Below are 13,265 nucleotides of genomic sequence, written 5' to 3' on the forward strand. Positions count from 1 at the left end.
GGGCGCGTTCGCTCGACGCAGGGGTAACGAACTCCTCTGTGGAAGGAACTTTGAGATGACTACTCACGATGTGACCGTTTCGGCCGGCAGCGTCTCCACCCGTGCCCTGCTCACCGGCGGTGCGGTCGCCGGTCCGCTGTACGTCGCGGTGTGGCTGGTGCAGGCGTTCACCCGGGAAGGCTTCGACATCACCCGCCACCCCGCCAGCCTCCTCGCCAACGGCGGCCCCGGCTGGATCCAGACCACGAACTTCATCGTCAGCGGCCTACTGTCGATCGCGGCCGCCATCGGCCTCCGCCGTACCCTCGCTGGTCGAGGTCGGACCTGGGGACCATGGCTGGTGGGCGCGTACGGCTTCGGCCTACTGCTCGCCGCCGCGTTCCCCGCCGACCCGGCGGCCGGCTTCCCGGTCGGCACTCCCGCCGACTACGCCGAGATCAGCACCCGCGGCATGGGCCACTTCGTTGCCGGCGGCATCGGCTTCACCGGCCTCATCGCGGCGTGCCTCGTGATTGCCGCGCACTACCGCTCGATCGGCCGCCGCGGCTTCGCCCGCTTCTCCGCCGCCACCGGCATCCTGTTCTTCGGCGCCTTCGCCGGGCTCAGCGCCGGCGCCGGCAGCCGCCCCACGATCATCGCGTTCGATCTCGCCGTCGTCCTCGGCTGGACCTGGCTCACCGCGGTCTGCCTCGACAAGCGGCGCTGAAAGCGGCCCTGGGAGCTCCCTGTGCTCCCAGGGCCGATCCTTCAGTGCAGGCGGATCGTGACCAGCGTCGTCTCGATGTCGCTGTCGACCAGGTTGCCCTTGGCATCGAAAGCCGCCGGACCGTCGGTCATCCCGAAGTCGTTGTCGTTGATGACGATCAGGGTGTCGTGCGACAGCAGCGCCACACCCTCGATCTTCTTCGGTGCACCCTTGACCGTGTTCAGGTCGAGGAACAGCTGCTTCTTCAACACCGGCACACCGGTCGCGTCGGCTTCGTACGACGGGGTGGTCGCAGCGTCGTCCCACTTCGACCCGAGGATGTTCGCGGACGGCCGCAGTACGACGCGCTGCAGCCGGGCGGCGTTGTCGGTCCGCTCCTCGACGAGCAGCGTTTCGGGGCCTGCGGCAACGATCGACGAGATCTTCAGCTCGCTGGTGTCGTCCTCACCCGGGTCGACCACGCCGACCGGGTCGAACTGGTACGCGTACTCCGCCGTCAGCTTCCCGCGGTGCGGCGAGAACCGGAGCAGCCGGGTGTTGAGCGAGGCCTCGCCGACCTTCTTGGTCGGGTTCGACAGTGGGCTCTGCAGCGCGAGGACCAGGTCGCCGCCGGGCAGCTGCGCCAGACCCTCGAAGCCGCGGTTGATCTTGCGGGTCAGGAAGATCGCCGGCAGCGACTCGATGACCGGGTAGTCGGCGCCCTTCAGGTTCAGGCCCTTCGGGACGTACCGCGCGAGCACCTGACCGCGGCTGGACACGTGCACGAGCGACGGGCTGTACTCGTCGACCAGCCAGAACGTGCCATCGTTGGCCCGGACGATGCCCTCGGTGTCGAGGCCGTTCGGGTTGATGCCGAGCCGCGTCGAGGCGTCGAAGTTGTACGGGAGCTCGTCGCGGCTCTCCTGGTTCGACAGGCCGGTGACCGGCTTGCCGTGCCGGGTGGTGATCGGGATCGCGTCGATCACCTTCAGCTTCTTGCCGTCGACCTTGATCTTGACGATCGCGGGGTCGAACCCGGGCACCGGGAACGTCCGCCGGTTCACGTCGTCGATCTTGATCTGCCCGTTCGGCCCACGGTCGGTCACGGTCCAGAACTCGCCGCTCTTGCCGGCCGGGAAGATGTCACTCCCGATCCCGCCGAGGTCGACCTTCCGGTCGTTGTCCACCGACCCACGGATCAGCGAGTTCGAGAACTTCCCCAACGAGATGTCCGGCAACGTCGCCGTCCCGACCACCTTCGGCCCACGGTCACCGGCCACGGCAGCCGGCGCCGTACCCGCCACCAACGCGGCAACCCCCACCACCGAAGCCGCCATCACCCACTTACCACGAGACATGCCAACTCTCCCCTCACAGACGTCCACGCGACCCTCCCCTGGCCGCGTGAACGTCACATGAACTACGGGACCCGCGAGCGCATTTCCGCGGCGAAGGATTCCTGCAGGCGGCGCATGGTGGCGGCCTCGTCGGGGTCGGCGAAGAGGGCGGGGAGGTCGGCGGGGTTTACGTCGTACAGGTGGGTCTGGATCCACCAGATGTTGCCGGCCGGGTCCTTGATGCGGGCGCCGCGGTCGCCGACGATGCGGGATGTGGTCAGCTCGGTGACGACGGTCGCGCCGGCGGCGACGGCACGAGCGACGGTGGCGTCCGCGTCGTCGACGTACACGCTGAGGAAGCTCGGGGTGTCGGGCCAGTCGGGTCGGGCATCGAAGGCCATCACCACCGAGTCGCCGATCGTGATCTCGGCGTGGCCGATCGTGCCGTCCTCGTTGGGTACGGCGAAGGCCGGCTTGGTCCCGAACGCCTGCTGGACGAACTCGAGCCAGGCCGCGGCGCCGCGAACGGCGACGTACGGAGTAACAGTCGACTTACCGCCAGGGTTCTTGGTCATGACTTCATCCTGGACTTAGTAGAGGACAGCTTTTGTCCTCTGAAGCGGGTTGGCGGCGAAGAGGTATTCCCTGGCTTCCTAGCGGTGGCAAGCCAGAGGTGGATCTTGTGAGATTGCCTCATGACGACATTTGTTCTGGTTCCCGGTGGGTGGAAGGGCTCCTGGGCCTACGAGGCGGTGATCCCGCTGCTGGCCGGTCAGGTGGTTCACGCCCTGACGCTGACCGGTCTGGGGCCGACCGACGACGACGCGACGGTCGCGACGGCCAACCTCGACACGCACGTTCACGACGTACTGCGGTTCCTCGATCGTGCCGACCTGTCCGACGTCACGTTGGTCGGCCACAGCTATGCCGGCATGGTGATCACCGCCGCCGCGGACCGCGCCGCCAACCGGATCTCGCGGCTGGTCCATCTCGACGCGTTCGTGCCACGCGACGGCGAGTCGTGGTGGTCGTTGGTGAACGACTACTTCCGGGAAGTGGCCACCGCCGGTGCCGCGGCCACCGGGTACGCCGTCAGCCCGCCAGGCAACCGCGACCCCCGTCGCCGGCCGCATCCCCTTGCCTCGTTCATGCAGGAGATCCGGCTCACCGGCGAGGTCGATCGGATCGCTCGCCGGGACTTCGTCTACTGCTCGGGCTGGGAGGAGCAGACGCCGTTCGCCGGGCTCCGCACCCGGCTCGAGGCCGATCCTGACTGGCAGGTCCACGTCGTCCCGACCGGCCACGACGTGATGAACGAGGCTCCGCAGGCAGTCGCCGACCTATTGCTTAGCTAGGGCCTCGATCAAGCGGGTCGCGCGTGCGTCGCCGTGGCCGATCATCCGGTTGGCGATGTAGGCGAAGGCGATGCCATGCTCGTCGTCCGCGAACGCGAACTGCCCGCCGGCACCGTCGTTCGCCAGGCTGCGCGGACCGAGGGTAGGACGGAACGCCGAGTCCAGCAGAAAGCCGGAGCCCCACCGCGCGCCGGCGTCGAAGCCCAGGTAGCTCTTGCCGGCCGACACCTCTCGGGCTGCATCGGAGACGGTGCCACGAGACAGCAGCGGCTCGGCGCCGTCGAGTCCGGTGATCGCGGCGGCGTACACGCCGGCCAGACCGGTTGCCGAGGCAACAGCACCTGCACCAGGCAGTTCCATCGCAAGCAGGGCAGGATCGTTCCAGCCGTGCGAGACGTCGAGACCCGGAAACTCGAGCGCGCCGTTCATCGTCACGATGCGCATCAACAGATGCTCGGGATCCAGCGCCGGCGGACGTCCTTCGGACTCCTCCAACCGGGCCAGGTTCGGCAGCTCCGACGCGGGCAACCCGATCCACGCCCGCAACCCGAGCGGGTCACCGATGACAGTCCGGAAGTATGCCCCCGGCAACTGTCCGGTCAGCCGCCGGACCACCTCGCCGAGCACGAACCCGAACACATGGCCGTGATACTCGTACGTCGTCCCCGGCTCCCACAACGGCTTCTGTTCCTCGATCGCCGCAACCACCGGCGTCCAGGCCGCGATCTCCTCGAACGAGAGCGTCTTGTCCAGCACCGGGATCCCGGCCCGATGCCCGAGCACCATCCGGCAGCTGATGTCCTCTTTGCCGTTAGCAACAAACGAGGGCCAGTACGTCCCGATCGGCTCGTCGAGCGACAGCTCCCCAGACTGAGCTAGCAGGTGTACGACGACGCTCACGAGCCCCTTGGCGCACGAGAACACCGGTACGACGGTCTCCTGCGACCAGAGCCGCCCCGGCGCCGCATCGCCGTCCCATAGCTCGACCACCTTGCGCCCACCGGCGTACACCGTGACGGCCGCGCCCAGATCCGGAAACAGCGAGAAGTTCTCGGCGAACGTGTCCGCGACCGCGCCGTACCCCTCGTCCACCCAACCCTTGCTCATGCGGAAGACGATAGATCGGGCGCGGCCGTCAGAACGACCGAATTACGGCAGCACCCACTTCTGGTTCGTCGCGGTCGTACACGTCGCGAGGATGAGCTTGGTGCCGTTGGCACTCGAACCGCCGGTCGCATTGAGGCACAGTCCGGACGCGGCGTTGACCAAGGTGCCGTTGGTCTGGGGAATCCATCGCTGGCCGGGTGAACTGTCGCAGGTCCACAACACCGCAGGGGTGTTGAGAGTCGTCGTACGAGCCGACAGGCATTTGCCCATCGTCCGAACGGTTCCGTCCTCGAGCGACGGCGTCCACAGCTGGTTCGCCGACGACTTGCAGGTGTAGAGCGTCGTCGGCGTACCGTCCGCGGATGCGGCTTGGTAGACGTCGATGCACTTGCCACCGATCCCGGTCGCGGGCCCGGCGTCCTGGAAAGCGCCGAACTCCCACAGCGAGTAGTAGCTGCCGGCAACAGCCCGCTTGGTCGCGTTGATCCGGATATACCTGGCGTAGTTCGCACTGAACTGCACGCTGTCGGTCCCGCCGTCGCCGGCCGTCGTGGAGTAGACGGTCTTCCACGTCCGCGCGCTTCCGGAGACCTGGATCTGGTACGACTTCGCGTACGCCGTCGACAACCAGTTCAGCAGCACCCGGTTGACCACCTGCACCGATCCCAGATCGATCCGGAGCCATTGCGGATCGGTCCGCGCACTCGACCACGCCGTCGACATCGACCCGTCAACAGCCTTCGTTGCCTCTCGCCCCGCAAGATAGGTGCTCGAGGCAAGCGCCGGTCGACCACGCGCGAGGTTCCGCTTCACGCCGTACGACGCCGTGTACGTCGTGGCCGCCGCGGGCGCGACGAGGTTGTGGTTCCGCGCGCCGCCGTCCGACCAGGTCGCGAACCGGTAGAGCTGGTTCGCCACCGGCTGCGTCGGATCAGCGGACACCGACACGCTCGACCCGACGATCACCGTCGAGGTGAAGGGAGTCTTCGCCGTCGTGTCGAGCGAGGTCACAGGCAACCCCGCAGGCGAGGAGGCGAGCCGCAGCCCGACCGTCTTCGGATCGAGCCGCACGCTCTTCGTGTCGGTCAAACCTTGTGCGTCCGTCGCGGTCAGCTTCAGTTCGAGGTACGACGGATACTCGTGATCCGGCGCGGTGAACGATCCTTGCGCACCGGTCATCGACGTGATCGTGTGCGTGTGGCAGTCGCTCGGACAGTGATGCATGATCAGCGACCACGTCAACGCCGACGCCGGCAACGTCCCTTGCTCCGGATCGGTCGCCGAACCCGAGAAGCTGATCGTGTCCCCGACCTTCCACGTCGTCGCCGGACCAGGTGAGGTGATCAGCGCCGTCGGCGCCGTATTCGCCACGTTGATCTGCATCGACGTCGTACCGGTCGTATGGCCGTCCGACACCTTCAACCGCGCGACGACTTCTCCCGAATTCATGTACGTGTGCTGCACGGTCGCCGCCGTCGAGTCGTCGTACACACCGTCGCCGTCAAGGTCCCACGCGTACGTCAACGGATTGCCGTCGGCGTCGTTGGAGGCGGTCCCGTCGAACGTCACTGCCAACGGCGTCGGCCCGCTCGACGGGTCCGCGTGGATCACCGCGGTCGGCGGGTTGTTCGTCGCGTCGTACACGTACCGGAGCAGCCGGCCGTTGTCGTAGTCCACTGCGAACAGGTCCCCACCCGGGCCGGTCTGCAGCTTGGTCGCGCCGTACCCGGAGGCGAAGTTCTGGATCTTCGCGGGATCCGGCAGGCCGTCCGCGCCGGGCATCATTGCCCAGACGCAGCGGCGGCTGTAGTCCGCGAAGAACAGCGCGCCGTTGTACTCCGCCGGGTAGTTCCCGTTGCCGTAGAACTGCATGCCGGAGATCGACGAGCTGCCGACCGTGCAGGATTCGCCGGTCACGATGTGGTCGGTGTGCTTGTACGCGTAGTACGGCGGGGTCACCGCGGACGGGCCGGCGGCGTACAGGTTCTCGCACAGGTTGACGTTGATCGCGTCGTACCCGGGCTGTCGGTTGGCGCCTTCGTAGCACGGCCAGCCGAAGTTCGTGACCTTCGCGGTCGGGTCGACGATCCGGTCGATCTCCTCCCAGGTCGAGTAGCCGACGTCGCCGATCCACATCTCCTTGGTTCCCGGCCGGAACGTGAACCGCATCGGGTTGCGCATGCCGTTCGCGACGATGCGGCGCGCGTTGAGGTCCGCGCTGCTCGCCGCCGGGTTGCCGGGCGCGGCCTGACCGGTGTCGGGATCGATGCGGATGATCGAACCGTCGAGGCCGGCCGGATCGCCCGGCGTACGGACGTCCTGAGCTCGGAGCGCACCACCTTCGGCGGTCGGCGGCGTCAGCGTCGTACCGACAGCTGCAGGTCCATCACCACAAGGGTTGTCCGGCGTCACGTCGGACGACGGGTAGCTGTCCTGGCCGTAGTCGACGTAGTTGAAGCTGCCGCCGTCGCCGCCGCCGGCGTACAGCATCCCGTCCGGGCCGAACTCGATCGAGCCGATCGAGTGGCTCGGGAACACCTGGCACCAGTCCTCGACCAGCACCTGTTCGGCGCCGGTGCCGTTGAGGACGGAGAGTCGCGCACTGGCCTGGCAACCGTCAGCGGTCGGGCCGGGTGGCGAGGGACAAGGGTCGTCGTTCGTGTCCGGCGTACCCCATTTCGGGGTCGGTCCGCCGATCAGCCCGTCGTGCGTGTACAGCACGTAAATGCGTGGATCCGTTGGGAAGTTGGGGTTCAGGGCCATGCCCAGCAGGCCGCGGTCCCAGTAGTTGTAGACCTCGGTACGCAGATCGGCGTACACGCTCGGTGTCGGATCCTCGAGCGAGTCGAAGACCTTGATCAGGCCGCTCTTCTCGGCGACGAACACCCGGCCGTCCGGCGAGAACGCGACGTTCGTCGGATTCGTCAGCCCGGTGAACACGACCTGCTCGCTGAAACCGGTCGGCGCGACCGCGGCCTGTGCCGGCGCGATCACGGCAAGCGGCAGCAACACCAGTACACACAACGCAGGCAGCGCATGACGCAGCCATGTGGCGGATAACCTCACGAAGCCCCCCAGCCTCCCAGGTCCGGTGCTCGCCCTCACAGCCCCCTGCGAACACTCGGATCGCTCGCCAGAATGACCTGCGCCGTCTTGGTGCACAACCCCAGATGCGCATTCGTTTCAAACACTCAACCGACAATCACTCGTTCGATCCGATCGGGCACACTGGGCTGATGATTCGCAGCGTCCGGGAGTTGCCGACAGTGCCGGGCGTGTACCGTTTCCGCGACGATGCCGGCAAGGTGCTGTATATCGGCCGTGCCCGGAACCTGCGGCGGCGCGTGCAGTCCTATTGGGTGAATGTCGGCGATCGTCCGCATCTCGCCCGGATGGTACGGCGGATCGCCCGCGTAGAAGGCGTTTCCTGCGACTCCGAGCACGAGGCGGCGTGGCTGGAACGCAATCTCCTCGAACACTCGAAGCCGCGCTGGAACCGCATCGAGGGCGGTGCGGAGGTCGTCGGCTACATCCGCCTCTCCTCCGGATCCAAGCCAGGCTTGAGATTTGAGCACAGCGTCACCGGCCCGTCACCGCATTTCGGTCCCTACCTCGGCGGGCTGCGGATCAGGCAGGCGATCTCCGGGCTGCATCGGGTGTTGCCGTTGCAGTACACGGTGGAGGGGGATGGGTCGGCCGAGGAGTTCGGGCGGCTGTTCGGGATCGGGCCGGGGGATCGCGAGGCGCTGGCTCGTACTGCGATCGCCGTACTGCAAAGGGATCCGGCTGCGGTCTCGGGGTTGCGTGAGGAGCTGGTGCGTCGTCGGGATCGTGCTGCGGCTGAGCTGCGGTACGAGTTCGCGGCGAAGGTACAAGGGGAGCTCGAGGCGCTGGATTGGATCGTGGCGGAGCAGAAGGTTGCTTGGCTCGAGCCCACGGATGTGGACGTCTATGGGTGGGCGGACGGCGTACTCGTGCGGTTCGAAGTGCGTGGTGGGCGGATGTGCACGTGGACGGTGCGCGCAGTTCATGAAGCGACGGCGCGGGAGCGGGTGGCGGCGACGCCGGAGCCGTGGCGGACGTTTGCTCAGCGGAACGCCGAGTTGGCGGCACGGCTGCTCAAGGTGACTTCTTGATTACCTAGCATGTCGTTCATGACTTACCCGCCTTTGTTTCCGCAGCAGCCTTCGCCCAAGCGGTCGCGGGGTCCGCTGCTGCTGGTCGGCGGGCTCGTGCTGCTGCTGATCGCGATCGTGGTGACTGGTGTCGTCCTGGTGATCAAGCGCAGCGACGACACGCCGGCCGAGCCGGCGGTTCGCACCAAGCCTTCGGACCCGACGGCGGTCGAGTTCCGTCGCGTGCTGACTGTGAAGGCGGGCACCTGCCCGACGCCGGCGCCCGCGGGTACGGCGTGCGATGCGAAGGGTATGCGCTACACGCTCGGCAAGGTCGAGCTCGACGGCAGCAACGTCACCGAGGTCAAGACCGGGATCCAGCAGGGCTCGACGACCGGCGGGTGGTACGTCGGCCTCACGCTCGACCCAGAGGGCACCAAACTGTTCGCCCAGCTCACTTCCAGCCTGTCGAAGGCGAACCCGCCGGCGAACCAGCTGGCGATCGTGGTCCGCGGACAGGTCGTCACGGCACCGTCGGTCCAGTCGGCGATCGCGGGCGGCAAGATCGAGATCTCCGGCGGCTACACCCGCGACTCAGCCGAACAGCTGGCCGGCGAGATCACCGGCTAGCCGCGACGTACTCCGCTTTGCCCGCGAACTTGAACCGGACGATCGCGTGCGGAACCGGGCCGGGCCAGGGCGAGTGCTCGACGTGGCGGTAGACGAAGTACCCGTCCTTGACCTTGGCGACGCCGACATGTCCGTCGGCGGTCTCGACCGTCACGCGCGGAGGAGTCCCACGCGGCACGGTGCCGAAGACGCTCGTCACACTCGAACCAGGTTGCGCGCCGCGCCCTTCCGCGGCGGTCTTGCGCAGCACGATCCCGTCCTTCGCTCCACCTGGTACGACGGACAGCTTGGCTCCGTTGCCCCACTCGGTCGTGCAGAACGCGATGCCGCCCGCCTGCGACTTCCTGACCATCGTCATCCCGAACGTGTCCTGGGTGTAGAGGACGACCTTCGGCCACAGCCACCCGTCGGATGCCGAACCGTCCGCGGCGGTGCACAGCCCGGTGCTGCCGCCGGGCGGTGCAGATGGGAGTGCCAGAGGAGTCTGGGTCGGCGTCTGCACGGGAGCGACGGGATCCTCGGAGCGATTGATCGTTCCGACTGCGACCGTCGTCGCACCCGCCACCAGCGCAACGGCCGCGGTGGTCGCGATCACGGTCGCCAGGCGGCGTCGCCGTACCTGCTTGCGTCCGGTCCGCAGGAGCGTGTCCACATCGGGGACGTACGGCGCTTGCGCGTCGACAGCCTCTGTCATCAGGTCTTTGAGTTGGTTCGTCATGTCAGCCTCCCAGTTCGGCGAGGTCGAAGTCGGCGAGGGCCGGGTGCAGGCGGAGCTTGTCGAGCGCGCGCAGCGTCTGGCTCTTCACGGTGCCCGGGCGACAACCCAGTACGTCGGCGGTCTCCTCGACGGACAGGTCGTCGAAGTACCGCAGTACGACGCACGCCCGTTGCCGCTCGGGGAGTTCGGCGAGCGCCTGCGTGATCACGAGCCGCCGCTCGACGCGGCCGACGTGGTCGGTGGGGTCGGCCTCGCCGGTGAAGTACGTGTCACCGCCGACGACCTCACTGCTCGACCGCCGGCGCAGTCCATCGAGGGTTGCCGAGACGACCACTTTCCGCGCGTACGTGACGATCCCGCCTTTGCGGTGCAACTTCGGCCAGCGCCGGTACAGCCGGAGCAGCGCCTCCTGGGTCGCGTCCTCGGCCCGCCGACGGTCCCCGCAGAGCAGGTACGCCGTACGCCACATCGCGTTGGCGTGATGGGTCACGAACGCGGTGTATTCGCCCTCCGCCTCGCTGTCCAACCTCGCCTCCTCAACTCGCGCTGCGCAATAAACGCGTCGGCGCGAGGTTCGGTTGCATCAGCGGTTGGTGACCTCGAAGGCGACGACCGCGGCGGCGACGGCGACGTTCAGGGACTCGACACCGGCGTGCAGCGGGATCTGCAGGTCGGAGTCGGTCGACACGGTGATGCCGTTGGTCTCGCCGCCGAGCACGTAGACCGCGCGCGGGGCGAGCTCGGCCTTGAACAGCGAGTCCTGCGAGCGGGCTGCGAGCCCGTAGATGTGGTACCCGGCCGTTCGGAGCAGGTCGACTGCGGCTTTAGCGGTGGAGGCGTTCACGATCGGCGCTTGGAAGGCGATCCCGGCCGAGGCTTTGATCACCAGCGGGCCGACGTGCGGCGTACCGGCCTTGGGCAGGATCACGCCGTCGAAGCCGGCGCCGGTCGCCGTACGCAGGATCATGCCGACGTTGCCCGGGTTGGTGACGCCGTCGAGCAGGAACACGTTCGTCGGCCGCTTGCCGCGATCCCGGACGAACTCCTCCAGCGGCGTCATCCGCGGCGCGTCGACGTCCGCGACCACACCCTGGTCGTGCTTCCCGTTCCCGGCCAGCCACTTCACCCGGCTGGCCGTGGCCCGCTCGACCGGGGTCCCGTACCGCTCCGCGGCTCGCAGGATCTCCTGCATCGAGCCGCCGGTCGCGTTGTCGGCCAGCACCACCTTCGCCACCGAGAGCTTCGGATCGTGCAGGGCCTCGAGCACAGGCTTGCGCCCGTAGACCGTGATCCACTTGTCGCGCGGCGACTTCCTCGATTCCACCCGCCTACGGTACGCCATCACCTAGCGTCGAATTCCAGGCACTTAAGATCACTGCTCCGAAATGTCAACTTCTGCCTCTCTGAATGCATCGAACAGGTGTCTCAAAGGGGGGACAAAAATGAAGCTTTTCCATTCCATCCGAACCACGATCGCCGTACTCGCGGTGGTTTCGGTTCCAGCTGTTGCCGTACCTGCCACCGCGTCGGCCGCCACCGGTTGCCAGACCGCCTGGGGTTCATTGCCGGAGGCAAGTAACAACGTCAGCACCGCGACGCTGGCGACGGTCCGCGCCGGCCGGCACGCCTGTTTCGACCGGATCGTCTTCGACGTCACGAGCACGCCGACCGCGTACTCCGCGCGGTACGTCCCGGACGTCTTCCGCGCCGGTGCCGGCCATCCCGTTCCGCTCCGTGGTGGCGCGAAACTGGAGCTCATGCTTGGCGTCCGCGCTATGGATGACGCCGGCCACTGGGCGTTCCAGCCTCCGAACGAAGTCGAACTGGCGAACGTCTCCGGGTACCGCACGCTCCGCCAGATCTCGTACGCCGGTGACACCGAAGGCGCCGCCTGGATCGGGATCGGGCTCCGAGCCCGCCTGCCGTTCCGCGTGTTCACCCTCGACGGTCCGGGCTCCGGCAGCCGAGTCGTCGTCGACATCGCCCATCGGTGGTGAGGCGCAATGACCACCGCCGTACTGCCGACCGAGTACACGGTCCGACCGCCTGTGCCTGCCGATTCCAGGGCGATCTTCGCCCTGGTCTCGGCGTACAACACCGCTGTGATCGGCTCCGCCGACTGCACGTTGGCCGACATCACCGGCGGCATCGTTGACCCGGGCTTCAAGCCCCGGACCGACGGCTGGCTGGTAGTCGACCGGGACGAGGTGCCGGTCGGCTACGGGACGGCTTTCGGCAAAGGCAATCGCGAGGTGGCCGAGATCGAGGTGGTGTCACAAGACCCGGTGGTCGCCGGCTGGCTGTTCGACCGATCCATGCGACGCGCGGAGGAGATGGGACGCGAAGCAGGCCACGCGCAGGTCACTGTCGACAGCTACGTCTACGGCGCCGACGCGTCCCTGCGTGCGCTGTTGTCCGACCACGAATTCAGCACCGGTACGACGTTCAACCGGATGCGGATCGACCACACCGGACCGGTCGTCGCTCCCGACGTACCTGCCGGCTACGTCGTTCACCGTGGCGCGGACGACGACCGTACTCGTCGGATCGCGCATGATGTCATCATCGACTGTTTTCGTGGTCAATTCGGTTTTGTCGCTCGTCCGCACGAGGAATGGCTCGAGGCCCGCGCGGTACACGCCAATTTCTCGTGGTCCCAGTTCACTCTGCTCGAGCTCGACGGGAAAGCAGTCGCGTTCCGCGACTGCAGCGATCGGGATCTCGAGATCGAGAATTGCGGGCATATCAACGGGCTCGGCGTGATCGAGTCGGCCCGTGGGCGAGGTCTGGCCACCTACCTGCTCCGCGACGCCTTCGCCCTCGACGCAGCCGCCGGCCGAACCGGCACGAACCTGCACGTCGACACCAACAACCCGACCCCGGCGCTGCACCTCTACCTGTCGGTCGGCATGCGTCCGACTCTGGTCCTCGAGGGTTGGCGACGCACCATCCCGACTACGCGTTGAGCGGGTTGGTCGCCTTGCCATCGAGCCAGAGCAGGTTGCTGGGGTCGGAGTGGGTGCCGTTGGTGCCGACATGCTTGTCGCTGATCTGCGGCCCGTTCTTGATCACGTGCACGAGCGCCATCGCGTGCCCACGGCCGAGCTCGTAGTCCTCCTTGAGCCAGTCGCAGATCACCCCGGCCTTGACATCCTGATACCCCTTCGCCTTGGCCTCGTCGACCAGCTCCCGCGGGGTCCGCCCGGTCTTCTCTTCAATCTTGTCCAAGTACGCCTGAAACGACATGTCATTTCCTCCTGTGATCGTCGTACGCCTGTGCGTCGAGCGACGCCGCCGGAAATCGACACGGTGCAGAGA

The 13,265-nt window shown here is 67.3% G+C and carries 14 protein-coding genes; 6 read left to right on the forward strand and 8 right to left on the reverse strand.

Translation table 11 applies throughout. The features are described 5' to 3' along the window. Window positions 1-55 precede the first annotated feature (55 nt). On the forward strand, window positions 56-706 hold the full coding sequence (locus ACFWUU_RS33470; RefSeq protein ID WP_380181525.1) for a DUF998 domain-containing protein: 651 nt from the start codon (window positions 56-58) through the stop codon (window positions 704-706). Between the two features lie 41 nt (window positions 707-747). Here ACFWUU_RS33470 and ACFWUU_RS33475 read toward each other — a convergent pair whose 3' ends face one another. Both ACFWUU_RS33475 and ACFWUU_RS33480 read right to left on the reverse strand, forming a co-directional pair. Beyond that, complete coding sequence (locus ACFWUU_RS33475; RefSeq protein ID WP_380181527.1) at window positions 748-2,043, reverse strand: esterase-like activity of phytase family protein; 1,296 nt, start codon at window positions 2,041-2,043, stop codon at window positions 748-750. Window positions 2,044-2,105: 62 nt separating this feature from the next. Further along, entirely contained in the window at window positions 2,106-2,597 is a 492-nt protein-coding gene (locus tag ACFWUU_RS33480; RefSeq protein ID WP_380181529.1) for a VOC family protein, read from the reverse strand. Window positions 2,598-2,717: 120 nt separating this feature from the next. Between ACFWUU_RS33480 and ACFWUU_RS33485 the strand changes: the two genes are divergently transcribed. Continuing rightward, on the forward strand, window positions 2,718-3,377 hold the full coding sequence (locus tag ACFWUU_RS33485; RefSeq protein ID WP_380181530.1) for an alpha/beta fold hydrolase: 660 nt from the start codon (window positions 2,718-2,720) through the stop codon (window positions 3,375-3,377). Here the strand turns inward: ACFWUU_RS33485 and ACFWUU_RS33490 are convergent. Both ACFWUU_RS33490 and ACFWUU_RS33495 read right to left on the reverse strand, forming a co-directional pair. Continuing rightward, the gene (locus ACFWUU_RS33490; RefSeq protein ID WP_380181532.1) at window positions 3,363-4,484 is read right to left on the reverse strand and encodes a serine hydrolase domain-containing protein; all 1,122 of its coding nucleotides are present in this window, start codon (window positions 4,482-4,484) and stop codon (window positions 3,363-3,365) included. The genes ACFWUU_RS33485 and ACFWUU_RS33490 overlap by 15 nt on opposite strands. Window positions 4,485-4,526: 42 nt before the next feature. Continuing rightward, window positions 4,527-7,496 carry a PQQ-dependent sugar dehydrogenase gene (locus ACFWUU_RS33495; protein ID WP_380181534.1) on the reverse strand — a complete coding sequence of 990 codons (2,970 nt, stop codon included), beginning with the start codon at window positions 7,494-7,496 and terminating at the stop codon, window positions 4,527-4,529. A gap of 224 nt (window positions 7,497-7,720) precedes the next feature. Between ACFWUU_RS33495 and ACFWUU_RS33500 the strand changes: the two genes are divergently transcribed. Continuing rightward, window positions 7,721-8,620: a GIY-YIG nuclease family protein gene (locus ACFWUU_RS33500; RefSeq protein WP_380181536.1), complete on the forward strand. Its 900-nt coding sequence runs from the start codon at window positions 7,721-7,723 to the stop codon at window positions 8,618-8,620. Between the two features lie 18 nt (window positions 8,621-8,638). Then, a complete protein-coding gene (locus ACFWUU_RS33505) occupies window positions 8,639-9,229 on the forward strand; it encodes a hypothetical protein (protein WP_380181538.1) in 591 nt (196 codons plus the stop codon). On the opposite strand, the gene ACFWUU_RS33510 is transcribed toward ACFWUU_RS33505, so the two are convergent. Genes ACFWUU_RS33510 through ACFWUU_RS33520 form a run of 3 tightly spaced genes read right to left on the reverse strand, consistent with a single transcriptional unit; the run spans window position 9,219 to window position 11,271 of the window. Next, complete coding sequence (locus ACFWUU_RS33510) at window positions 9,219-9,947, reverse strand: hypothetical protein (RefSeq protein WP_380181540.1); 729 nt, start codon at window positions 9,945-9,947, stop codon at window positions 9,219-9,221. The genes ACFWUU_RS33505 and ACFWUU_RS33510 overlap by 11 nt on opposite strands. A gap of 1 nt (window position 9,948) precedes the next feature. Beyond that, window positions 9,949-10,473, reverse strand: coding sequence for a SigE family RNA polymerase sigma factor (locus ACFWUU_RS33515; protein ID WP_380181542.1), 525 nt, complete (start codon window positions 10,471-10,473; stop codon window positions 9,949-9,951). Between the two features lie 57 nt (window positions 10,474-10,530). Further along, on the reverse strand, window positions 10,531-11,271 hold the full coding sequence (locus ACFWUU_RS33520) for a TrmH family RNA methyltransferase (RefSeq protein WP_380181544.1): 741 nt from the start codon (window positions 11,269-11,271) through the stop codon (window positions 10,531-10,533). Window positions 11,272-11,389: 118 nt separating this feature from the next. On the opposite strand from ACFWUU_RS33520, the gene ACFWUU_RS33525 reads away from it, so the two are divergent. Beyond that, window positions 11,390-11,944 (forward strand): hypothetical protein, encoded by a 555-nt coding sequence (locus ACFWUU_RS33525; RefSeq protein ID WP_380181546.1) that lies wholly within the window; start codon window positions 11,390-11,392, stop codon window positions 11,942-11,944. Window positions 11,945-11,950: 6 nt separating this feature from the next. Next, the gene (locus ACFWUU_RS33530; protein WP_380181548.1) at window positions 11,951-12,913 is read left to right on the forward strand and encodes a GNAT family N-acetyltransferase; all 963 of its coding nucleotides are present in this window, start codon (window positions 11,951-11,953) and stop codon (window positions 12,911-12,913) included. Here ACFWUU_RS33530 and ACFWUU_RS33535 read toward each other — a convergent pair. Continuing rightward, window positions 12,903-13,193: a DUF4287 domain-containing protein gene (locus ACFWUU_RS33535; RefSeq protein ID WP_380181550.1), complete on the reverse strand. Its 291-nt coding sequence runs from the start codon at window positions 13,191-13,193 to the stop codon at window positions 12,903-12,905. The two genes, ACFWUU_RS33530 and ACFWUU_RS33535, sit on opposite strands and share 11 nt — an antisense overlap. Window positions 13,194-13,265 lie beyond the last annotated feature (72 nt).

This window comes from Kribbella sp. NPDC058693 (genome assembly GCF_042715335.1).
Taxonomy (GTDB): Bacteria; Actinomycetota; Actinomycetes; order Propionibacteriales; family Kribbellaceae; genus Kribbella; species Kribbella jiaozuonensis.